Raw genomic sequence first — 23,205 nt, forward strand, 5'->3', positions numbered from 1 at the left:
ATATTACAACAAAATTGTCTTATTAATCTCGTTACCCAAAGCTGCATATAGCTTTTCAATTTCTAATGGTTTCCACAAAAAATCATTAAAAAGAAATCGATTTTGTTCATTATTTTCAGATGTAACATCAGCTGTTAAAGCAAATATTGGAGTATTCTTATTGAGATTATTATTCGTTTTAATTAGTTTTGCAGCCTGAAACCCGTTCATTTCTGGCATATGAATGTCCATTAGGATAAAGTCGTATTTTTTTTGATTCGCTTTCTCAACAGCAAGTTTTCCGTTAATAACATGATCAGTAGAAATTCCCCATTTAGAAAGCAATTTTTTCATTAGTAAAGCATTTATGGGAGTATCCTCAGCCAACAAAGCTGTTTTATTATTCAACTCGTAGAAATTCATAACAGCACAAGTTTCAATTTGCTTACCTCTTTTTAATTTAAGTTTAAAATAAAATTCTGAACCTTTACCCAAGGTACTTTTTACTTCGATTTTACTTTTATGCAGCTCAATTAGTTTTTTAACAATTGCCAATCCAAGCCCAGTTCCTCCTTGTTTTCGGGTAAGTACTGGTTTGATTTGAGAAAAACTTACAAATATTTCCGAAAGATTATTTCTAGATATTCCTTCTCCAGAATCAGATATTTTAAATAATAAAGTGTCGAAATACTTGGCCTCAGCTACTTTTGTTATACTAACTTCAATGCGACCATTATCTGTAAATTTGATAGCATTAGTAATCAGATTTGTTAAGATTTGAGTAATTTTTGTTTCGTCTAACAAATAGGTAGTATTTGAAGCTATTTCGTTTTTAAAACTAAAGTCCAATCCTTTTTCAGTAGCCAAACAATTATAAATAGTAGCAATATTATCAGTAAATTCTTTAAAATTTACAGGATTTGTCTCAATTTTAGCTTTATTTGAATCTAACTTTGTAAAATCTAGAATATCATTCACAATATTTATCAAATTATTTGAAGCAAACTTTAAACTTGACAACATATTTTTATCGTCCAAATCTAACATTGAAACTATTGTTGTAATTGCGTTTAGAGGCGTCCTTATTTCGTGACTCATTATTGATAAAAACTCTTGTTTCAAACGCAACGATTCAATTTTATCTTTGTTTTTTTTCTCAAGTAATTCTTGTTTTTCTTTTTGTAACTGTCGTTCTCTTTCAAAAGTATTCATTTTGACAATGGTGTCATAACTTTCAATAACTTTAAGTGTTTGAGAATTGAGTACTTCATCTTTTTCTTTGAGAAATAATTCAAAATATTTTAATGCTTCTGCACTATTATGATCCGTTTTAAAAATTCTATATAGCAAATGATAGCCTTTAATTTTTATCATTACTACATTGTATTTCATACTAATCTCTAGCGCTTCATTTGCTTTTATTACTGCTTTATCTAATACTCCGTTTTTCAAATACATATCCCCTAGCTTAATATATGCCATAGATAGTCCTACGGAGTCACCTGTTTCAATATGCATTTTAACCGCTTTTTGAAAATCAGCTTCGGCTTCTTGAAATTCATTTTTATATAGATAAACTTTTCCTCTACCATATATTGCGAAAGCTAAACCTCTTAAATCATTGGTTTCTGTTTTTAATTTAACTGACAATTGAATCATTTCAAAAGCTTCCACAACTTTGTTTTTCTTCAATAAAATACCTGATAAAGTATTGTATGCATTAGATTCCAGATTAAGATCGTTAATTTTTTTTGCGGATTGTATCGCGCTTTTATAAGATTTTTTTGCATTTGATAAATCACCAATAAGTTCGTAAATTGTTCCTAATGATTTCTCAGCTCGGGATTGATTAAACCAGTCTTCGTATTTCTGATATATTTTTAATGCATCAATAAAATAGACAATTCCTAACTGATAATTATTGGTTTTATAATGAACTCCAGCAATGTTGTATTTTGCGTTTGCAATGCCTTGTTCATCATTTAACTCTTCAAAATAGACAATTGCTTCTTTAGCATATTTTGCAGAAAGTTTGGTATCGCCAATTACCATAAAGTACAATGACAATTGATTTAAGCATTTAGCAATTAATGGTTTACTGTTTATTTTTTTGCTTAATACCAACGCTTCCTCAGCAAGTTGCACACTTTTAGTTAAGTTGTTGACACGTACAGTAAAGGACTCTTCTAATAAAGAAGTAATTTTTTGTTCATCTGTACTGTTTTTATTCATAAAAAAAGATTAGAAAAAGGTAAGATTACCAAATATAATAAATATATCTCAAATTTTTAAATAATTTAAGTTCCGATAGCGTTTCTTTTAATCCACAATCCATAGTAAGACTGGTTTTTTTGAACCCTGAAGCTTTACATCTAATTTTTTCATAAAAACATCAGAAACAGCAGGGCAACCCCAACTTAATGGCGAATAATCAGGAGCTATTTCTTTATTTGAAACTTTTGACCACGAATGAAGTACAACCACTCTGTCAACTGCACTTTTGTTTGTGACTTCTAAACCATACAACCAATATTTCACATTAATTCCCCAAGAACTATAATCACGCTTGCCAATTTTAAATTTCCCTTTCATAGAGCAATGACTGTCTATTTTATCTGAAAATTTAGCCGTTTTATATTTATTCAAATTCACTGAAAAATGATCACAAGCTCCGTGCGTAACTAAATTTTGATTTGTAATTTTTACTTCTTTAAAATCATAAACAAAAAATCTGTTCTTACCAGAATGCAAACTTAAATCAATCAAGAAATAATAATTATCATTAAAACCGTTTTCTTTGCAATAACTCAAAGCTTCTTGGTGTTTTGTGATATAGTCTTTTTCAACAGTCTTTGTATTGCAATTGCAGAGTATGAGTAAGAATAATGGTAAAAAGCGATTCATAATTGTAGGGAGATTTGCGTGAAAATAAATATCAAAAATCATTCCTAATTTTTCATTCCTTTGAAAATAAAAAACACATTCAGTTCTAAAGTTCACTACAATAAACTATATTTGCCAGCTTAAATTTTTAAAAAAAATGACAAACAATACGATTTTAAAAGGAGTCTTTTTAGTTGGACTAGGCGCCACAAGTTATGGTATGCTAGCTACTTTTGTAAAACTCGCTTATCAAGAGAATTTCACCACTGCCGAAGTAACTACATCACAATTTGTATTGGGTATTATTGGAATTTTAATTATCAATGCATTTCAAAAAGCTAGAAATAAGAATACAGCTATGAAAGCTTCTGGTAAAAATATATATCATTTAATGCTGGCTGGAACTTCGTTAGGAATGACTAGTGTTTTTTATTATTTAGCGGTAAAATATATTCCTGTTTCGATTGGAATAGTATTACTAATGCAAACCGTTTGGATGGGTGTTTTACTTGAATGGTTTTTGGACAAAAAAGCACCTTCGTTGCAAAAAATAATAGCTGTTGTTATTGTTCTTATTGGAACTGCTCTCGCAACAAATTTATTAAAAACGGATATCAATATGGATTGGCGTGGCATTATGTGGGGAATACTTGCAGCAGCTTCGTTTACTACTACAATGTTTACCGCAAACAGAGTCGCTACAGAAATTTCTTCGGCGCAACGAAGTTTGTATATGCTTTTAGGAGGTGCTATAATAGTTTTTGGATTTTCTATTGCCACTCAAGTTACTCCATTTAACTTTGAAATATTTATGAAGTGGGGAATTGTCCTATCGCTTTTCGGTACCATAATTCCACCTATGTTAATGAATGCAGGATTTCCTCATACAGGAATTGGTTTAGGCAGTATCGTTTCGTCTTTGGAGTTACCTGTTTCAGTACTAATGGCATTTTTTATTTTAAACGAAAATGTTGTTTTTGGACAATGGGTTGGGATTGTACTTATCATACTTGCCATTGTGATTATGAATATCAAATTCCCAAAGAAATAAAATGCTTTTTCTTAATGATAAAATAGTATTTGATTTGCCTGATGCCGAGGTCGAATATTATCCCTATTTTTTTGATTTCAAGAATTCCAACGAATTATTTGAAAAACTTGCAAACGAAATTCCATGGCAACAAGATAATATTACGGTTTTTGGCAAAACACACCCACAACCTAGACTCACTTCTTTGTTCGGAAATGAAGGAAAACCTTATGGATATTCTAACATTATTATGCAACCAAATTCTTGGTCACCACTCCTTATGCATATCAAAAATAAAATTGAAGAAGTTTGTCCCGAGAATTTTACCACCGTTTTACTCAATCAGTATCGCGACGGTAAAGACAGCAATGGTTGGCACGCAGACAATGAAAAAGAATTAGGTCGAAATCCAATAATTGCATCAGTAAGTTTTGGAGCTGAAAGGGTTTTTCAACTGAAACACAATACACTTCCAGATACAAAGAGAAACATCATTCTTCAACACGGAAGTTTACTACTAATGAAAGGAACAACACAGCATTTTTGGAAGCATCAAATTCCAAAAACTGCTAAAAAAATTGATTCAAGAATTAATCTGACTTTTAGAATACTCAAATAGTGCTATTTAAGTTATTGTTTTATAAATTTGATAAAAAAATTAAATATAATGATTACTGAAATTACGCAATATTTTGAAACCATTCCATCATCACATAGAAGTTTAATTCTAGTAGGTGGAATCACCTTTTTTTGGTTATTAGAAAGTGGTTTCCCTTTGTTAAAAATGAATTATAAAAAGTGGCATCACGCAGGAATCAATATTTTTTTTACGTTAACTACCATTTTAATCAACTTTTCATTGGCTTTTATATTGTTTAAAAGTTCGGTTTGGGCTTCTGAAAATCACTTTGGGCTACTATATTGGCTACCGCTTGAGTCACTTTGGATTCAAGCACTACTTGGTTTGTTTGTTATGGATTTAGTAGGTGCCTATTTAGCGCATTTAGTGCAACATAAAACAAAAAGTTTATGGCGTTTTCATCTCATCCATCATACCGATACTTGGGTTGATACGACTACTGCAAACAGACATCATCCTGGAGAAAGTGTGATTCGATTTGTGTTTACTACTTTAGCCATACTATTTGTTGGTGCACCTATATGGTTGTTTTTTCTGTATCAGACCCTTTCAGTTATAGCCACACAATTCAATCACGCTAATATAGCGTTGCCAGAAAAGCTAGACCACATATTGAGTTATCTTATTGTTTCTCCAAATATGCACAAGGTACATCACCATTATGTTTTACCATATACCGATAGTAATTACGGAAATATATTTTCGATTTGGGACCGATTATTCGGTACCTTTATGACGTTACCTAGTAATAAGATAGTTTATGGCGTTGATACGCATATGGATTCTAAGGAGAATAATGAGTTGTCCAATCTAATCAAAATTCCTTTCAAAAATTACAGACACCCTACAACATAAAAAATTAAAAAAATAATTGAAAAGTATTTAAAATTTTATTAATATTGGTATATAAATTGTTTAATCAGAAAACAGCATTATTTTCAATAAAAAAAATGAAAAAGAGTAAACACGTAGAGTTGAGTTGGGATGACACTCAAAAACTAATTACATTAGCACAAGAAGAAAGAAATCCTTTTGAAATCATCAAAAAAGACCTTGGTATTGATGAGAAACAAGTGCTAGAAATAATGAAGAAGAAACTTTCTGCCGACAAATTTGAGACCTGGAAGAAGAAAGCCAATGCCGCAAAACCCAAACCCAAACAAATCAAAATTGATGATTTTGATGAAGATTTAGACGGAAAATATTATATAAAAAATAAATTTGATTAAATTTTAGCTCCTGTTTTTACAGGAGTTTTTTTTATTAAAAATAAATAATATCAATTATTTTATAAATAAAATTGATTTATACTTAAATATTATTTAGTTTTGTGTGCAATTAAATCATATGTATGCAACCTAAACTTCCCATTCAATGTCCCAGCTGTGAAAGTTCCCTTTCCGTAACACAGCTTTCCTGTAGCCAATGCTCTACATCCGTTTCTGGTAATTATTCGTTACCCTTACTCCTTCAAATTTCTGAAGAAGAGCAAAATTTCATCCTTCAATTTTTATTAACCAGCGGAAGCCTGAAAGAAATGGCTTCTCAAATGGGGAATAGTTATCCAACCGTTCGAAACAAACTGGATGATATTATTTTGAAAATCAATAATTTAAAAATAAAGCTTTAAAATGAAACAACTATTTTTTAATCCATTCGAAAAATACAATTCCGTTCATTTATTAGCTATAGGAGTATTTGCAAATATACTAGGTACATTTCTATTCTTCCTATTCAATGTAAATGCTATTGGATTTATGAAAATTCAATTTGATGGTACAATTAGCCTTATTAAAACAAGTTATCAATCGGTTGTTATACTACTCTGTTTATCGGTAGTTTTATTTATAATTGGTAAAATTATAAATTCTAAGACAAGATTTATTGACATTTTAAACACTAGTTTGTTTGCTAAAATACCATTGTATTTAGTGAGTTTTTCAAATATTAATGATTATATGTATAATTCCAGCGAATCATTAAAAACAATGATTGTTGCTAGGGAGTTTAAAAACATAACCGTAACTGATTTTCCTATACTCCCACTTTTCGCAATAGCATCTCTAGCGCTTTTGATTTGGGCAATCGTTTTGCTCTATAATGGTTTCAAAACGGCAACTAACTTTAAGAAAACCAATCACAAAATATATTTTGCAATAGCTGTATTTATGGCAGATTATCTCTCTAGAATACTAATTTCACAGTTAGCTTAAAACACAGTAAAACCATAAATTAAATTCATACAAAATGAAAAAAACAATCTTACTTATCATAGTATTGACAACCGCATCAACATTCGCACAGGACATTTCAGGAAAATGGTATGGCATATTAAAAATTCCAGGAATGCAATTGAATATTACCTTCAATATAAACAAATCAGAAAATGGATATACATCTACGATGGATAGTCCTGACCAAAAAGCTTTTGGAATTCCAACTACAAGTACGAGTTTTGAAAATTCAATTTTAAAAATCGCCATTGCAAATGCACGAATTGAATTTGAAGGAATTCTTGCGAAAGATTCCACTATAAATGGTAATTTTAAACAGGCAGGACAATCCATACCATTACTATTATCTAAAGAAAAAGTCCAAAAAGAAAAAATAGTAAGACCACAAGTACCTACAAAACCTTATCCATATATATCAGAAGATATAACATTTGAAAACAAACAAGCAGGAATCACTTTGGCTGGAACTTTGACACTTCCAAAAAAAGAAGGAAAATTTCCTGTAGTGGTTCTAATTAGTGGAAGTAGCCCACAAAACAGAGACGAAGAAATTCTAGGGCACAAACCATTTTTGGTTTTATCAGACCACTTAACTAGAAACGGAATTGCGGTTCTACGGTACGATGACAGAGGAACTGGAGAGTCAAAAGGAGATTTCAAAACAGGAACTAGTTTAGATTTTTCTACAGATGCCCAAGCCGCTGTAAACTATTTAAAGACTCGAACGGAGATAAATCAAAACCAAATTGGACTAATAGGACATAGCGAAGGTGGATTAATAGCTCCAATGCTAGCAGCAAAATCCAAAGAAATTGCCTTCATCGTTTTACTAGCTGGACCTGGAATTGCCGGAGATCAAATTCTTTTGCTACAACAAGAGTTGATTGCAAAAGCATCTGGAGTACCTGATACAGAAATTCAAAAAACAAAAAATGCTAATATCGATATTTTCAAGATTGTAAAAAAATCAAAAAAATTAGAACAATTAAAAACCGATTTATCAATTCATCTGAAACAATCACTAAAAGAAAATCTAACATCAGTAAAACCAGCAGGAATGTCTGATGATGATTTTATAAAAATACAATTGAATCAAATTGCTACTCCTTGGATGCAGTATTTTATAAAATATGATCCAACCCAAGCATTACAAAAAGTTAAATGTCCCGTTTTAGCGTTGAACGGCGAAAAAGATTTGCAAGTTCCATCAAAAGAAAACTTAGTCGCTATAAAAAATATTTTGACAAAAAGTGGCAATAAAAAAATAACCACAATAGAAATTCCAAATTTAAATCACTTATTTCAAGAATGCAAAACAGGTTCACCTAATGAATATGGTAGTATTGAACAGACATTTTCACCTATAGCATTACAAGAAATTTCAAAATGGATTGCACTACAAGTAAAATAAACCATTACAAACTTAAAGCCTATAGTTATGGTTTTGCAAACTAAATCTGCAAGCTAAAAACGAGTATTTACCTCGAATTAGACTAATTTCTACGAATTAATTCATAGAAATTAGTCTAATTCGAGGTAAAATTTTTAGAATCTAAAGCGAGAAATGTACAAAGAGTGCATAGTTTTAAACTATATTTGAAATCAATAAATGATAGGTAAAAAATGGAATGCTACATAAGTTTTTTATACTTTTATCGTTTAATAACCTAGCAATCAAAAATAGTTAGATGAAAAAAATAGTTTACGCACTTGTGATACTTACTTTATTGTGGAGTTGTAAATCAGGGCAAATGGCTAATAACCAAAAAGCAATTGAAGTATTAATAAACCTAAATGATACTAAAAACGATAAAGTGGCAGTAACTGTCTTGGTTCCTCCATCAATGGAGAATAATGTTTTTTTTAATATTCCAAAAACAGTTCCAGGCACTTACTCTATTGACAATTATGGAAAATATATTGAAAGTCTAAAAGCGTATGATTCGTTAGGAAATGAAATTCAAATCATAAAAATAGATGATAGTACTTGGAAAATTTTTGAAGCAAAAAAACTGTATAAAGTTACATATTTAGTAAACGATACTTACGATATAGAATCGCAACACAAAGTGTTTTCACCAGCTGGAACTAACATTTCTCCAAACAATTATATGTTGAATTTACATGGTTTTGTAGGCTTCTTTTCTCATACAAATGAAACTCCATATACGGTAACTATTACACATTCTGAAACATTATTTGGATCAACATCTATGACAGATACCAACAAAAGTAATAGAGTTGATGTTTATAAAATGAGTCGTTATGCGGAATTAATAGACCATCCTATTATGTATACCAAACCAGATTACACTACATTCACAGTCGATGGTATGGAAATTTTAATTAGTGTGTATTCCCCAAACGGGAATTATAAAGCAACTGATATTTCTACTGAAATGGAAAAAATGATGCGAGCCCAAAAGAAATTTCTTGGAAAAATAAACAGTACAAAGAAATATGCCGTTTTACTCTATTTATCAGATCTAAAAAAACCAGATGCAAAAGGTTTTGGCGCTTTAGAACATCCTACCTCGACAACGGTTGTAATGCCTGAAATGATGCCAAAAGAGCAAATGGTTGAAGCCTTAATTGACGTAGTTTCACACGAATTTTTCCATATTGTAACCCCATTAACAGTTCATTCAAACGAAATACATTATTTTGATTTCAATGCTCCCAAAATGTCAAAACACTTATGGATGTATGAAGGAATAACAGAATATTTTGCTAATTTATTTCAAGTAAATCAGGGGCTAATTACTGAAGAAGATTTTTACAAAAGACTATCAAGTAAAATTATCAATGCCTCAGCAATGAATGATAAGATGCCATTTACCAAAATGAGCGAAAATGTTTTAATAGAACCCTACAAATCACAATATTTGAATGTATATGAAAAAGGAGCATTAATAGGAATGTGCATCGATATTATTATTAGAGAAAAGAGTAATGGCAAAAAAGGAGTGCTCGATTTAATGCAAAAATTGTCAAACAAGTTTGGTGCAAAAAAACCGTTTAATGACGATGAACTTTTTGACATAGTCACTGCAATGACCTATCCAGAAGTTAAATTTTTTTTAGAAACTTATGTTAGTGGCTCAAATTCAATTCCATATGATGACTATTTTGCAAAAGTTGGAGTAAGCAGAATAGCGAGTTCAAAAACTGGAAATGTTTTTTTAAAAGGCCAAAAACCATATATAGATGTGGATCAAAGCACTAAAGAAATAAAAGTAATTCCAAATGAAGAACTACCTGAATTTTATAGTAGTTTAGGCATTCAAAACGGAGATGTAATTACAAGTGTAAATAACAAAAAGTACAATCTTGACAATATTTACGAGTTATTATCTGAAAGTCAAAACTGGAAACAAAATGATAAAATTACCCTAAAAATAAAGCGAGATAATAAAGTAACAGAGCTGAAAGGCAAAGTTGTTTTACCCAAAGAACTATCCGATACATTTGAAGTAACAGATCAAAGCAAAAAAAACCTAAAAGAGTCGTGGCTCAAAGGATAATTTAACTAAATAATACCGATTAAATCCTCAAAATTTAAGTGATTTGAGGATTTTTTTGTTATTTTGCGCCAAATTAAAAATAGAATGAAAAAAATACTAATTGCTTTACTATCAGTAACTATTCTTACTTCGTGTGGCGAAGAAAAATCAACAAATTCAGTGGAGATAACTGGAAATATTAAAGGTTTAAAAAAAGGAAAACTTTACATACAAAAAGTTCAAGACTCAACACTTGTGATACTTGATAGCATAATCCTAAACGGAAGTTCTAATTTTGTGAGCAACATCAAACTCGATTCACCTGAAATGTTATATTTATATGTGGATCGTGGTGTTTCAAATTCTGTAGATAACAATTTACTTTTCTTTGCAGAACCAGGCAAGATGACTATTGACACAGAACTAGAATTATTTTTAGCAAAAGCTAAAGTTACGGGGTCAAAAAACAATGAATTGTATCTTGAATATAAAGATATTATCTCAGAATTCAACTACGAACAACTTGAATTAGTAAAAGACGAGTTGATGGCTTTAAAAGGCAAAAAAGTGATTTCTAAAGAAGATAATATTAAAAAACAAGATGTTCTTTTAAGACGTCGCTATCTGTATGCGGCGAATTTTGCCGTTACACATTCTGATTACGAAGTATCACCATATATCGCTTTGACTGATATTTTTGATATAAATATGAAGTATTTAGACACCATTCAAAAATCGATGTCTCCGAAAGTAGCAAAATCAAAATACGGTTTGAAACTTAAAGAATATGTAGCAGATAGAAAGAAAGAAGAATAAATTATTCTTTATATTATAAATGACCATTCCACTCGAATGGTTTTTTTATGTTCAAAACTCACAAATAGTTGTATAAAAAAACCATCACTAAAAAGTGATGGTTTACTTGAGCCGGCGGAGGGACTCGAACCCACGACCTGCTGATTACAAATCAGCTGCTCTAGCCAACTGAGCTACGCTGGCGACTCAATACAGCTGCAAATATAATTTCGAAAATTGGATTTCCAAAATATTTTCACGCTTTTTTTGAAATATTTTTAACTACAATGCATTGATTTTTCCAACCAACTGATTTGCAGCCGCTTCTAAATCTACATTTATCTGCTTGAAATGTGCTTTTTTGTTTTCTACATTTTTAGCATTAACTTTTACAATTAAACCATCAAAAGTAGCTATAGCTTCATCGATTAAACCATTTGTAGCTTCAGTAGGCTGTCCTGTAGTAGTCATTTCGTATAAATAAACTGCTTCAATAATATCACCTAATACGTAGTTGATGTCTTTCTTTAAATTCTTAACGTTTGCCATTTTTATTTTTATTTAGAAATTTATTTTTTTTATAAATTCGGTGCAAAAGTACATATAATCTTTATAATATGGACTATGAAATATAAATTTCTAGTAGCGAACCTTTTCCAATCATAAAAAAGGACTCCATTGCAGCAGGAATTAATAGCGTATCTCCTTTTTTATATTTTAATATTACTTTATTATACTCTAATTCAAAAAAACCATCAACACACATATACACTCGAAAGTGGTTTTCATTTTTAACACATTCGTATTTTCCATCTAACGGAATAAAATTGATTGTAAAAAATGGACAATCAACAATTTCATTCGATACATTTGTATTTTTAGAATAGTGCTTTTGCGATTTTGTTGTGTTGTAATTAATCGCTTCAAGCGCTAAATCGATATGCAATTCGCGCTCGTTCCCATTTGCATCTTTTCGATCAAAATCGTAAACACGATAAGTAATATCAGATGTTTGTTGTATTTCTGCAACAACTATCCCTGCGCCTATGGCGTGAATTGTTCCAGTTTCTAGAAAAAAAACATCCCCAACTTTTACTGGAATTTCTTTTAAAATAGAAGTTAGTGATTTGTTTTTTAAATAATGTAGATATTCTTCCGATGATGAATTTTCGTTAAAACCAACAATAATTTTAGAACCTTCATCAGCTTGCATCACATACCACATCTCCGTTTTTCCGAAAGTATTATGCCTTTTTTTTGCTAACACATCATTAGGATGCACTTGTATTGACAGATCTTGTTTGGCATCTAAAAATTTAAAAAGTAGCGGAAACTGCGTTCCAAATTTTTCATACACATCAGTTCCTAAAACTTCTTTTGGATAAACTGATAACAATTCATTCAAACTACTATCTGAATAAAATCCGTTTGAAACAATACTTATATCGTTTTCAACAGTTGAGATTTCCCAGCTTTCGCCAGTAATCAAAGAAGTGATAGGCTTGTGAAGAAACGTTTTGAGTTTTTCTCCACCCCAAATTCTGTCTTTCAGAATTGGATAAAATTGTATGGGATAGGGTTGAAATTTCATAAACTAAACCAATTTTTTTATTGCTTCAAGTGCTTTTGGAATGTGTTTTGTTGCCATCATACTGTCAAAAATTAGTACAATTTTTCCATTTTTATCCGCTACATAAGTTACACGTCCAGGCATAAGTCCAAACAAACCAGCTGAAACTCCAAACAGTTTGCGTATTTTCTTGTCATTATCCGAAAGCAAAATAAAGGGTAATTTGTATTTGGAAGCAAATTTTTCGTGAGATTTCTCGCTGTCACTACTTATTCCTATTACTTCTGCACCTAAATCTGTAAAATCTTGGTATTGATCTCGAAAACTACACGCTTGAGCTGTGCAACCTGGTGTATTGTCCATTGGATAAAAATAAATAACCAATGGTTTTTTACCGACATAATTTGCTACATCAAAAATGTTTCCGTTTCCGTCATTTGATACAAAATTCGGAATTATATCTCCTACTTTTAACGCCATTACTCTCCTTTATAAGTTACAAAATTTCGTGGTGTTTCATATAAAACAACTTCTAAATCGAATTCTGATTTTATTTTTTTTCTAATTTTGCTCCAAATTACCACCACAATATTTTCGGCAGTAGGATTCAAATCTTGAAATTCTGGAACATCAAGATTCAAGTTTTTATGGTCAAACTTATTTTCTATTTCTGTTTTTATGATATCAGAAAGGAACTTCACATCCATCACATAACCCGTTTCCGGATCGATTTCGCCCGTTACACTAACAGTCAAATCATAATTATGACCGTGAAAATTTGGGTTGTTGCATTTGCCAAAAATAGCATCATTTTTCTCAAAAGACCAATCCTTTCGGTACAATCGATGTGCTGCATTGAAATGAGCTTTTCTGGAAATAGTTACTCGCATTTGATTTTTGATTTAATATTGAAATTTATTTTTGAAATTGTCATTGAATTACAATTTATGATCTTCTAGGAAATGGTAAAACTCATCGAAAATTATCTTAAACCAAATGGTATACTGCTCTGGATTTTGTTGCATGTCTAATTTCACAGCATCAATAGCCATCCATTTCCAAGATTCGACCTCATCGTTGTTAATTTTTGGTTCTTCATTATAATATCCAATCATCACATGATCCAATTCGTGTTCTGTCAAACCATTGTCAAAAGGCGCTTTATAAATGAAATGAAAAAGCTCTTTAAGTTCTGTTGTAAAACCCATTTCTTCTTCCAACCGCCTAGTTCCAGCCTGAATATTGGTTTCGCCAGCGCGCTGATGACTGCAACACGTATTAGTCCACAATAATGGCGAATGGTATTTGTGATGAGCACGTTGTTGCAACATAATCTCATTGTTGCTATTTAAAACAAATACGGAGAATGCGCGATGTAAAACTGCTTTTTCGTGGGCTTCGAGTTTAGGCATTAAACCTATTTGTTCATCGTTTTCGTTAACTAAAATTACTTGTTCTTCGGTCATAAATAGATTTTACTTGGTAAAAATACGAAAAAAGATTTTTTTATAATAATCGTTTAACGTTCTGTTTCAAATTGTTTTAGATTAAATTATTTATTTTTGAAAACTAAAAAACAATTACAATGGATGCAATGTTAAAAATCAGAAAAGCAAAACTAGAAGATTTACCTATTCTACTTGAATTTGAACAAGGAATTATTGAAACTGAGCGTCCTTTTGACCCTACTTTAAAGTCAGAAAAAATAACCTATTACAATATTGAAAAAATGATTTTAGCTCCGACTATTGAAGTGGCAGTAGCTGAAATAGGAACTAAAATTGTAGGTTCAGGCTATGCCAGAATTGAAGAAGCAAAACCATACTTAAATCACAAATTATATGCCTATTTAGGATTTATGTATACTGATACTGAACATCGTGGCAAAGGAATAAATGCCAAAATAATTGACTATTTGAAAGAATGGTGCGCTACTAAAAACATTTTCGAATTACGATTAGATGTTTACAATGATAATCCATCTGCTATTAGTGCATATGAAAAAGTAGGTTTCAAAAAACACTTAATTAATATGCGATTGGATATTCAAAACAGAAGCTAGCTTAATATTACTTTAAATAAAAAAAACAATCTTCGGATTGTTTTTTTTATTTAAAGTAATATTAAGCTTTTACAAAATATAATCTGTGCTAATAAAGTTAGACTCTTTACTGTTCAACAAAGCTTGCAATATTTCATTATTATACTCATTGTCTTTTGAAGCCACAAAAGTTCTTATAGAGAAAGATCTCAAAGCATCATAAATACTTAAAGTACCTACAGCAGAGTCTTTTCTTCCAGTAAACGGATAAACGTCTGGCCCTCTCTGACATGAGCTGTTTAAATTCACTCTACAAACTAAATTTACTAGGGTATCAATAAGTGGCGCAATCGTTTTTATATCTCTGCCAAATAAACTTACTTGCTGACCATAATTAGATTCGGCCATGTCGTTCAATGGTTCTTGAATATTTTTGAAAGTTAATATAGGCACAACTGGCCCAAATTGCTCTTCATGATACACTCGCATTTCTTTATTAATAGGAAATAAAACAGCTGGAAAAATAAAATTATCCGACAACGCTCCTCCTTTTGTATTAATTATTTTTGCTCCTTTGCTAGTGGCATCATCAATTAATTCTTGAATGTAGGCTGGTTTTTCTTTTTCAGGCAATGGGGTTAATAATACTGCTTTGTCCCATGGATTTCCAAAAACTAGTTCGTCGACTTTTTGGGCAAATCTTCTGTTAAATTCTTCTGCAACAGACTCATGCACGTATAAAATTTTCAAGGCAGTACAACGTTGTCCGTTAAAAGATAAAGTTCCCGCTATACATTCTTGGATGGCCAAATCTAAATCGGCATCAGGTAAGATAATAGCTGGATTCTTAGCTTCTAGACCCAATACAAGTCTCAATCTATTTTTGTTTGGATGTTGGTCTTGCAAAGCAATGGCGGAAGTGCTATTTCCAATGAGCGCTAAAATATCTATTTTACCTGATTTCATAATAGGAGAAGCCACTTCTCTGCCTCTACCATAAACAATGTTGATTACGCCTTTTGGAAAACTACTTCTAAAAGCCTCCAACAATGGCGATAATAACAAAACACCATGTTTTGCTGGTTTAAAAATAACCGTATTTCCCATAATTATTGCAGGAATAAGCAATGAGAAAGTTTCATTTAAAGGATAGTTATACGGTCCCAAACACAAAACAACTCCCAATGGCCCACGTCTTACCATGGCATTTACCCCTTGACTTTTTGTAAAGCGAGCAGAATTCCTATCTAATTGTTTATAATCTTCAATGGTATCATTAATATATTCTACTGTTCTGTCAAATTCTTTTTCAGAATCGGGTAGTGATTTTCCAATTTCCCACATTAAATACTTTACCACTTCAGCTCGTGTCGCTTTCATTTGTGTTACAAAATTTTGCATACACTTGATTCGATCTACCACTTTCATTGTTGGCCACAATCCTTGCCCTTTATCATAGGCCGCAACAGCTGCCTCAACCACTAAGTTGGCTTCCACTTCCCCCATAGAAGGAATGGATCCTAATACTGTAGGTTGATAGGTTTCTGTGGAAGAAATTGTTGAATAAACTGAAGTGGTCTCGCCAGTCCATTTTTTTAATTCTCCGTTTACTAGATAAGTATCTTGTGTAAGTAGTGAAGTAATTTTAAATTCGTCAGGTATTAAATTCATAGCATAGTTTTTGATAAAAATACAAATTTTGAAACATAAAAATAAAGCTTTCTTGATAAGAATTTACGATATCGATATAATGATAAATAGCATTGAAAAGTTAAATACTTAAACGAAAAAATTATTGCGAGACTAAAATTAACTATTCAATAAAAATGCAAACTGAATAAAAACAACACTAATCAGCAACTAAACTTTCTAGATAGGCTAAAAATCGAGATATTATACCCCGCTTTTTAGAAATGTAATCGTTTTTGGTTGCAATATTTTCAAATGCTCTGAATGTTGATATAAAAAAACTGATAAAACAGATTACCACAATACCTGTAAATATTAATACATCTAAATTTTTCATCTATTTTTTTAATTTTAAATTAAAGAAAATTAACAACCCAACAATTGTAGGTGGCCAAAGACCTATAAAAACTGCTTTTTCGAAATTTTCTTCTACTAAATAAATATATTCAGATATGAAAATTAAACAGATTACAACAACCAAGGTGAAAAGTTCTGACTTTTTGAATTTATTAAACATAATTATTTTTTTATAATTTAAAACATCTTAACAGTTGTTAAACGATTTACTATCAAGCTATTTGTAAATTTACAAAAAAATAAAATAAAAAACTGTTTATTCTTTATTTATTTTTGTTAAACAAAAAATATGTCGCAATCAAATAAAATACTATTGACTTTTTATAATTATTTTCTCTCGGAAAAAGTAAAACAAAAAAGCGAAGTCGTCATAATATACTTTGCCATAATAAGTTTCCTTTTGCACTTATTACTCATTGGTTTAGTAAACCTGGATATAATTGTGATTAATGATCATTCAAAATTATTGAGCAATCCAATATCAGCCATTTATACTCCATTTTCATTTATACTTATTTATGAAGTTTATTTATTGTTGTATTATTTACCGAAATCGACCTCAATTTATATTGGAAAACAATATGAAATAATTTCATTAATTGTGATACGAAGAATTTTTAAAGATTTGTCAAATGTAGAATTTTCTACCAACTGGTTTTTCATCAAAAATGATATCTTATTTACAAGTGACTTAATTGCTATTCTAATTTTATTCTTTCTAATTTTTATTTTTTATAGACTAGTTAAAGAGGGAATCCCAACTGAACCTGAAATTGCCAAACCAAAAATCATGAGATTCATCTCTTTAAAACAGACTATAGCCACTTGTTTAGTTCCTGTTTTTTTAGCACTCTCGATTTATAGTCTTGGACACTGGTTGTATGAAAGCTTTTTTTCTATCAGTAAAATTGTTACCGACATTAAAGACATAAACAAAGTGTTTTTTGATGATTTTTTTACGATACTGATTCTTGTAGATGTTTTGTTGTTGTTGTTTTCATTCTTGCACTCAGATAAATTTAGTAGGGTAATTAGAAATTCAGGCTTTATAATTTCAACCATTTTGATTAAGTTATCTTTTAGTACGGAGGGAATATTGAATATTGTACTAATTGTAACTGCAATCGTGTTTGGTGTGATACTGCTTAAAATTCACAATTTATATGAAAAGATGGAAAAATAGCTGCTTTTTAAAACAAGTTAATTTTCAAGCTTTCTGCAATTTTCAAAGCACATTTTTCGCCATCAATAGCTGCCGAGATAATTCCTCCAGCATAACCAGCGCCTTCACCACAAGGATACAATCCTTTTATTTGAAGATGCTCTAAAGTATCGTTATCTCTTGGAATTCGCACTGGTGATGATGTTCTTGATTCAGGAGCGTGCAGAATGGCTTCATTTGTAAGATAACCTTTCATAGCTTTACCAAATTCGGTAAAACCTTCGCGCAAAATTTGGCTTAAAAATCCGGGGAAAACTTGTCCCATTTCTACTGATGTGGTTCCAGGTACATAAGACGTTTTTGGTATGGAACTAGAAACTTTATTTTGAGTAAAATCGACCATACGTTGCGCAGGAACTTTCTGCGTTTTTCCGGCTAAATTCCAAGCTTTTTGTTCTATTTGCTTCTGAAATTCTAATCCTGCCAAAGCACCAAATTTCTTGTAAGGTTCGAAATCTTCGAGTTTTAATTCAATAACAATTCCTGAATTTGCTGTGGCTTGATCTCGTTTTGATGGAGACCAACCATTAGTAACCACTTCGTTTTGAGCAGTTGCACAAGGCGCAATTACACCACCCGGACACATGCAAAACGAATACATTCCGCGCCCATTAACTTGTTTTACAATAGAATATGGCGCTGGCGGCAAATGTTCGCCACGATAATCGCAAGAATATTGAATTTGGTCAATCAAACTCTGTGGATGCTCTGCTCGAACGCCCAATGCAAAAGGCTTGGCTTCGATTAGAATTTTTTTTCGGTCTAATAATTCAAAAATATCACGGGCAGAATGTCCTGTAGCAAGAATAATTTTATTGGCAAGAATTCGCTCTCCATTTTGAGTTTCGATGCCTTCAACTTCGTTGTTTTTCACTAAAATATCAGTAACTCGAGTTTCGAATAATACTTGTCCACCAAACTCAATTATTTTTTCTCGAATGTCTTGAATGATTTGTGGTAATTTATTGGTTCCAATGTGCGGATGGGCCTCGACCATAATATCTGGAGTAGCTCCAAAAGCAACTAATAATTGAAGAATTCTATCTATATCTCCTCGTTTTTTTGAACGTGTATATAATTTTCCGTCCGAATACGTTCCTGCTCCACCTTCCCCAAAACAATAGTTAGAATCTTCATTGACAATATGATCAACATTTATGGCTTTTAAATCTCTTCTTCTGCCACGAATATCTTTTCCTCTCTCAACGATAATTGGTTTCAAACCTAATTCTATGAGTTGCAAACCTGCAAAAAGTCCTGATGGACCTGCTCCTATTACAATTACTTCTTGTGATTTTGAAACATCATTATACTCTGGAAGTTCGATTTTTTGGTCTATAAAAACCTCATCTTGAAAATAAATATTGACTTTCAAATTGAATTTAATGGCTTTTTGACGTGCATCAATAGAACGTTTTAAAATCGAAATATGCTTAATTTCATTCACCGAAACATTAATTTGTTTCGATAAATGATGTTTTAGCAAATTTTCATTTGATGCAATTTCGGGTGTAACTTGAAGTAAAAGTTCTTTTGGCATTACTGAATTTTAATGCACAAAAATAAACAATTTAATACCATTGCAGAAATTTAAATATCTGCTCGCAGAATTGCCCATTTTAACAACGTGTTTTTCTCTTTAGGCAAACCTAATTTTTCTATAATATTGCTTCGGTGTCCTTCAACAGTTTTTTCAGACAAAAAAAGTAATTCGGCAATTTGTTTGCTTGTTTTTTGTTGAGTAATAAGTTCTATAATTTTTCTTTCAGATAGAGTTAGTTTAGCAATTTCGTCATTACCGTTTTTACTATCAACAACTAAATCATCTTCTAAAAATTGGCTGATATATTTGTTTCCTTTTGCAACTTCTAATAAACATTTTTCGAGTTCGGTTTGAGCGTGTTCCTTTAAAATATAGCCATAAATTCCGTACTCACTAGCTTTCTTAAAAATAGTCATTTCTTTGTGCATGGTGAGCAAAATAATCTTGGTTTTTAGCTTACTTTCTTGCACTTTTTTAGCCACATCCAAACCGTCAAGTCCAGGCATATTAATATCTAAAATTGCGATTTCTGGTGTATGAAGTTGTATTAAATTTAAAGCAGAAATTCCGTTTGAGCATGAATCGCTTACTTTATATCCGTAAGATTCTACGAAGCTTTTTGTTCCTTGTAGTGTAAACGGATGATCGTCTGCAATTAGTATTTTCATTATTGTTTTTTAATTTCAATAGTTATAATTGTTCCGTTTGTATCAGAATTTATTTTCGCTTCGCCACCAATTGCTCTGCTTCTTTCAATAATATTATGCAATCCAAAAGCACTTTTTCCGTTGAGTTTTTCAGAAACATTAAAACCTTTTCCGTTGTCTTTAATTTCGATGGAAATACTATTGTTTTTTTCCTGAATAGCAATTTTTGCTGCTATTGCATTGGCATATTTTATAATATTTGACAAGGCTTCTTGAATGATACGATATACTTGTAATTCATCATTGGTTGATAGGGAATTAGTATAATCAATATCAGCTGTTACCATAAAATCATTTACAGATTGTGCTCTTTCTACTAATTGTTCTACACTTGCTTTTAATCCAATTTTGTCAAATAGTATTGGGTGTAAGTTTCTACTAATAATACGAATATCATTTATAATCGAATCGATTTTAGAGTTAGTTATATCGGTTTTTTGTTCAAACGAGTTTTTTAAACTCAATAATTCATGGCTTACGCTATCGTGTAAATCGCTGGCAATGCGTTTGCGTTCTTCTTCGGTTTTTTCGAGTAATTGTTTGGTATATTGTTGCACATTTTGTTTTTCAAGTTTTAATTTTTTCTGTTTTTGTTTCGTAATATAAACAACAACTGTTAAAAATAATCCTAAAAACAATGACGCTAAAAGTGCTATTGTCGTATTTTTATTTAAAATTGTTGTTTTTTGAAGTGTGATTTGTTGTTCTTTTTTTTGGGTTTCATATATAGCTTCAAGCTCAGCTATTTTTTCTCTTGTTGCAATATCAGATATGCTATCGGCAATTATTCGTTTATCTTTTTCGATGGTAAAGGCATTTTTAAAATCATTATTTTGAAGTGCACTTATTTGTAAAACACCATAAAACATATTGACCTTTTCGTATTGTTGATTGGTTATTAATGTTGGCAATGCTTTTTTTATATCTTCAAAATTAGAGTAATCTGGATTCTTTTTTATTTCATATTGAGCTACGGCAACTTTGTATTCTAAGGTTAAATCATCAGAATTAATTTCTTCAACTATTGGTTTCAATTCGTCAATTACTTTTTTAGCTTCAGGTAATTTATTCGCTTGTACTAAATTTTCAATTTTAAAATCAAATATTTTAAGTTTTAATATTTTACTTTCATCTTTACTATCAACAAACGCTTGATAAGTAGAATCGATTAGTGCTGTTTTTCGAGAATCGTTCATAAAATCATAAATCGAAATTTTATTGATTAAACCGATGTAAACATTATATGTATTATTAATACTTTTATATGCTTTTATGGCTTTGTCTGCGTTTTCAACAGCTCTTTTTTTATCGCCAATAGCAGTATAAATATTTGCGTAATTGGAATATACAAAAGCCAAGCCTTTAGGGTTATTTATTTTAGTGAAGTATTCAAACGATTTTTGATTGGCAGCTAAACTTAAATTTTGTTTGCCCATAATATAATGTATATAGGACAAATCATAATAAGCTCTAGCAATACTATAACAACTGTTGTAGTCATTAGGTTCTAATAAAGTGATGTTTTTAAAATAGTCACACGCTTTTTTTAAATTGGATTTGTCGAAATAATAATTAGCTAAATAAGCGTCCACAAAAGTGGTTTTTAGTGTAGGAACTTCCTTTCTATATTTAGCGTCAAATTCTGTAATTGTAGCCATAAAGGTTTCGTTAAAATCATAAGAATCGGCTAGATAAACACAAGCTATATCTAAAATTTCGGCAGCATTTAAATAATTATGTTCCGCAATTTTTTGATTGTAGTATTTATATAAAACCGATAAATATTTTTTATCTTTTTTGTAGTTTTCTACTTGATGTAAATAGGCTTTGGTGGCATCCTCTTTGGCTGGGATTTCTTTTTCGAAAACTACATCACTTTCTTTTTTGCCATTACAAGCATATAAAAAGGAGATTACGAAAAGTAACAAAAGAATTTTTATTGGTTTTATAAACTTTCTAAACATTTGTATATTTTTTTAGCAAAAGTATCTAATTAAAATTCATAAAAAAGTTTTCAGTAAAATTCAGGGGTTTCCCCCTATATGAATTCATTTTCTATTAGGTCAACTTTGTAATCTGAATTTAGAAGATTAAAACACATAATTAAAAAATTCAAAAACGTAATTAATTTTAAAAACCAATTTTTATGAACAGAATCTTACTTCGAAAACCAATTCGCTCCTTTACCAAAGGAAAATTTTGGACAACAACAATGGTAATGCTATTGTTTTTTATGTTGCTCAGTGCTGCAAAGATGCAGGCGCAAATACCGATTACAGTAGGCACTCCATTAGGCAATACTACGCCACCATTGGCTGCGAGCTACACATCTTTAGGAAATTTTTTAACCGCACTTAATGCAGTTACTGCAATGTCTGGCGACGTCTATGTATATGCGGGTTCTGGAACAGAAACGGCTCCACCAAAAGGGTTTACAATTGGCAGTCCAGCATTAAATGCTGCTACTAGTGCAGGACGCTACATTACAATCTCTGGCGACTCAGCAACATCCATAATAAATGCTGGTGTAGGAACCAGCTCCTCCGCTGCTAGTCCAGATGGAATGGTAAAATTAGTAGGTACCAATAATACAGTTTTGGCCGGATTTACTCTTAATGATAATAATACTGCGGGAGCTGCTATGATGGAATACGGTATTGGACTGTTTAGAGAAAGCGCTACAGATGGTTGTACAGGCAACGAAATTGCTTTCAATATAATAAATATGAAGCGTGCCAATGTTTTTACAGCTGGTGGCCCAATGATTGGTGGATCCACAGGGATTATTATGGTCAATTCTCGCTTTGGTACTGCATCAACTGCTGTAATACCAACAGACCTAGCCGGCGCAAGCTCGGGTAATTATATATTTGGAAACACAATCAGAGGTGGAATGCATGGTATGAATTTAACTGGATATGCCGACCTAACAGCCCCATATACTTTTGCTGATAAAGGTAATTTCATAGGTTTTTTTAATTATCCAAATATTATAGAAAATTTTGGAACCGA

At 31.1% G+C, this 23,205-nt stretch carries 24 protein-coding genes and 1 tRNA gene; 12 read left to right on the forward strand and 13 right to left on the reverse strand.

Annotated elements, in window-relative coordinates:
- Positions 1-3: 3 nt before the first annotated feature.
- Together RMO70_RS00855 and RMO70_RS00860 are read right to left on the reverse strand one after the other, a co-directional pair.
- The gene (locus tag RMO70_RS00855) at positions 4-2,211 is read right to left on the reverse strand and encodes an ATP-binding protein (RefSeq protein WP_310554525.1); all 2,208 of its coding nucleotides are present in this window, start codon (positions 2,209-2,211) and stop codon (positions 4-6) included.
- 87 nt (positions 2,212-2,298) lie between these two features.
- Positions 2,299-2,883, reverse strand: coding sequence for a murein L,D-transpeptidase catalytic domain-containing protein (locus tag RMO70_RS00860; protein ID WP_310554526.1), 585 nt, complete (start codon positions 2,881-2,883; stop codon positions 2,299-2,301).
- A 136-nt stretch (positions 2,884-3,019) separates the two neighbouring features.
- Between RMO70_RS00860 and RMO70_RS00865 the strand changes: the two genes are divergently transcribed.
- The 9 genes from RMO70_RS00865 (at position 3,020) to RMO70_RS00905 (ending at position 11,085) form a co-directional block, all read left to right on the forward strand.
- Positions 3,020-3,913, forward strand: a complete 894-nt coding sequence (locus RMO70_RS00865; protein ID WP_310554527.1) for a DMT family transporter — start codon at positions 3,020-3,022, stop codon at positions 3,911-3,913.
- 1 nt (position 3,914) lies between these two features.
- Positions 3,915-4,511 (forward strand): alpha-ketoglutarate-dependent dioxygenase AlkB, encoded by a 597-nt coding sequence (locus RMO70_RS00870; protein WP_310554528.1) that lies wholly within the window; start codon positions 3,915-3,917, stop codon positions 4,509-4,511.
- A gap of 51 nt (positions 4,512-4,562) precedes the next feature.
- Positions 4,563-5,387: a sterol desaturase family protein gene (locus tag RMO70_RS00875; protein ID WP_310554552.1), complete on the forward strand. Its 825-nt coding sequence runs from the start codon at positions 4,563-4,565 to the stop codon at positions 5,385-5,387.
- Between the two features lie 95 nt (positions 5,388-5,482).
- Positions 5,483-5,761, forward strand: coding sequence for a DUF2805 domain-containing protein (locus RMO70_RS00880; RefSeq protein ID WP_310554529.1), 279 nt, complete (start codon positions 5,483-5,485; stop codon positions 5,759-5,761).
- Between the two features lie 122 nt (positions 5,762-5,883).
- Complete coding sequence (locus RMO70_RS00885) at positions 5,884-6,162, forward strand: DUF2089 family protein (RefSeq protein WP_310554530.1); 279 nt, start codon at positions 5,884-5,886, stop codon at positions 6,160-6,162.
- A 1-nt stretch (position 6,163) separates the two neighbouring features.
- Positions 6,164-6,745, forward strand: coding sequence for a YIP1 family protein (locus RMO70_RS00890; RefSeq protein ID WP_310554531.1), 582 nt, complete (start codon positions 6,164-6,166; stop codon positions 6,743-6,745).
- A gap of 34 nt (positions 6,746-6,779) precedes the next feature.
- Positions 6,780-8,177: an alpha/beta fold hydrolase gene (locus RMO70_RS00895; RefSeq protein WP_310554532.1), complete on the forward strand. Its 1,398-nt coding sequence runs from the start codon at positions 6,780-6,782 to the stop codon at positions 8,175-8,177.
- A gap of 277 nt (positions 8,178-8,454) precedes the next feature.
- Complete coding sequence (locus RMO70_RS00900) at positions 8,455-10,290, forward strand: peptidase M61 (RefSeq protein WP_310554533.1); 1,836 nt, start codon at positions 8,455-8,457, stop codon at positions 10,288-10,290.
- 84 nt (positions 10,291-10,374) lie between these two features.
- Positions 10,375-11,085, forward strand: a complete 711-nt coding sequence (locus RMO70_RS00905; protein ID WP_310554534.1) for a DUF4369 domain-containing protein — start codon at positions 10,375-10,377, stop codon at positions 11,083-11,085.
- A gap of 109 nt (positions 11,086-11,194) precedes the next feature.
- Here RMO70_RS00905 and RMO70_RS00910 read toward each other — a convergent pair.
- The 6 genes from RMO70_RS00910 to idi all read right to left on the reverse strand — a co-directional run bounded on the left by RMO70_RS00910 (position 11,195) and on the right by idi (position 14,100).
- Positions 11,195-11,268: transfer RNA gene (locus RMO70_RS00910), tRNA-Thr, on the reverse strand.
- Between the two features lie 78 nt (positions 11,269-11,346).
- Positions 11,347-11,613 (reverse strand): hypothetical protein, encoded by a 267-nt coding sequence (locus tag RMO70_RS00915; protein ID WP_310554535.1) that lies wholly within the window; start codon positions 11,611-11,613, stop codon positions 11,347-11,349.
- Between the two features lie 73 nt (positions 11,614-11,686).
- The gene (locus RMO70_RS00920; protein ID WP_310554536.1) at positions 11,687-12,655 is read right to left on the reverse strand and encodes a type I phosphomannose isomerase catalytic subunit; all 969 of its coding nucleotides are present in this window, start codon (positions 12,653-12,655) and stop codon (positions 11,687-11,689) included.
- Positions 12,656-12,658: 3 nt separating this feature from the next.
- The gene (locus RMO70_RS00925; protein WP_310554537.1) at positions 12,659-13,114 is read right to left on the reverse strand and encodes a peroxiredoxin; all 456 of its coding nucleotides are present in this window, start codon (positions 13,112-13,114) and stop codon (positions 12,659-12,661) included.
- Positions 13,114-13,524, reverse strand: a complete 411-nt coding sequence (locus RMO70_RS00930; protein WP_310554538.1) for a 6-carboxytetrahydropterin synthase — start codon at positions 13,522-13,524, stop codon at positions 13,114-13,116. The genes RMO70_RS00925 and RMO70_RS00930 overlap by 1 nt, the downstream gene beginning before the upstream one ends.
- A gap of 48 nt (positions 13,525-13,572) precedes the next feature.
- Positions 13,573-14,100 (reverse strand): isopentenyl-diphosphate Delta-isomerase, encoded by a 528-nt coding sequence (idi, locus tag RMO70_RS00935; protein WP_310554539.1) that lies wholly within the window; start codon positions 14,098-14,100, stop codon positions 13,573-13,575.
- 119 nt (positions 14,101-14,219) lie between these two features.
- Between idi and RMO70_RS00940 the strand changes: the two genes are divergently transcribed.
- Complete coding sequence (locus RMO70_RS00940; RefSeq protein ID WP_310554540.1) at positions 14,220-14,696, forward strand: GNAT family N-acetyltransferase; 477 nt, start codon at positions 14,220-14,222, stop codon at positions 14,694-14,696.
- A 69-nt stretch (positions 14,697-14,765) separates the two neighbouring features.
- Here the strand turns inward: RMO70_RS00940 and RMO70_RS00945 are convergent, their stop codons facing one another.
- Positions 14,766-16,346, reverse strand: coding sequence for an NADP-dependent glyceraldehyde-3-phosphate dehydrogenase (locus RMO70_RS00945; protein WP_310554541.1), 1,581 nt, complete (start codon positions 16,344-16,346; stop codon positions 14,766-14,768).
- 178 nt (positions 16,347-16,524) lie between these two features.
- A complete protein-coding gene (locus RMO70_RS00950) occupies positions 16,525-16,701 on the reverse strand; it encodes a hypothetical protein (protein ID WP_310554542.1) in 177 nt (58 codons plus the stop codon).
- Between the two features lie 309 nt (positions 16,702-17,010).
- Here RMO70_RS00950 and RMO70_RS00955 point away from each other — a divergent pair, with 309 nt between their 5' ends.
- Positions 17,011-17,904: a hypothetical protein gene (locus RMO70_RS00955; RefSeq protein ID WP_310554543.1), complete on the forward strand. Its 894-nt coding sequence runs from the start codon at positions 17,011-17,013 to the stop codon at positions 17,902-17,904.
- 7 nt (positions 17,905-17,911) lie between these two features.
- Here the strand turns inward: RMO70_RS00955 and RMO70_RS00960 are convergent, their stop codons facing one another.
- From RMO70_RS00960 to RMO70_RS00970, 3 genes are read right to left on the reverse strand one after another with little or no spacing between them, the layout of a single operon-like run.
- Positions 17,912-19,483: an FAD-dependent protein gene (locus RMO70_RS00960; RefSeq protein ID WP_310554544.1), complete on the reverse strand. Its 1,572-nt coding sequence runs from the start codon at positions 19,481-19,483 to the stop codon at positions 17,912-17,914.
- 50 nt (positions 19,484-19,533) lie between these two features.
- Positions 19,534-20,154 carry a response regulator transcription factor gene (locus RMO70_RS00965; protein WP_310554545.1) on the reverse strand — a complete coding sequence of 207 codons (621 nt, stop codon included), beginning with the start codon at positions 20,152-20,154 and terminating at the stop codon, positions 19,534-19,536.
- The gene (locus RMO70_RS00970) at positions 20,154-22,157 is read right to left on the reverse strand and encodes an ATP-binding protein (protein ID WP_310554546.1); all 2,004 of its coding nucleotides are present in this window, start codon (positions 22,155-22,157) and stop codon (positions 20,154-20,156) included. The genes RMO70_RS00965 and RMO70_RS00970 overlap by 1 nt, the downstream gene beginning before the upstream one ends.
- A 182-nt stretch (positions 22,158-22,339) precedes the next feature.
- Here RMO70_RS00970 and RMO70_RS00975 point away from each other — a divergent pair.
- Positions 22,340-23,205, forward strand: an 866-nt coding sequence (locus tag RMO70_RS00975) for a hypothetical protein (RefSeq protein WP_310554547.1), incomplete at its 3' end; no start/stop codon positions are given.

This window comes from Flavobacterium sp. (assembly GCF_031422135.1).
Taxonomy (GTDB): Bacteria; Bacteroidota; Bacteroidia; order Flavobacteriales; family Flavobacteriaceae; genus Flavobacterium.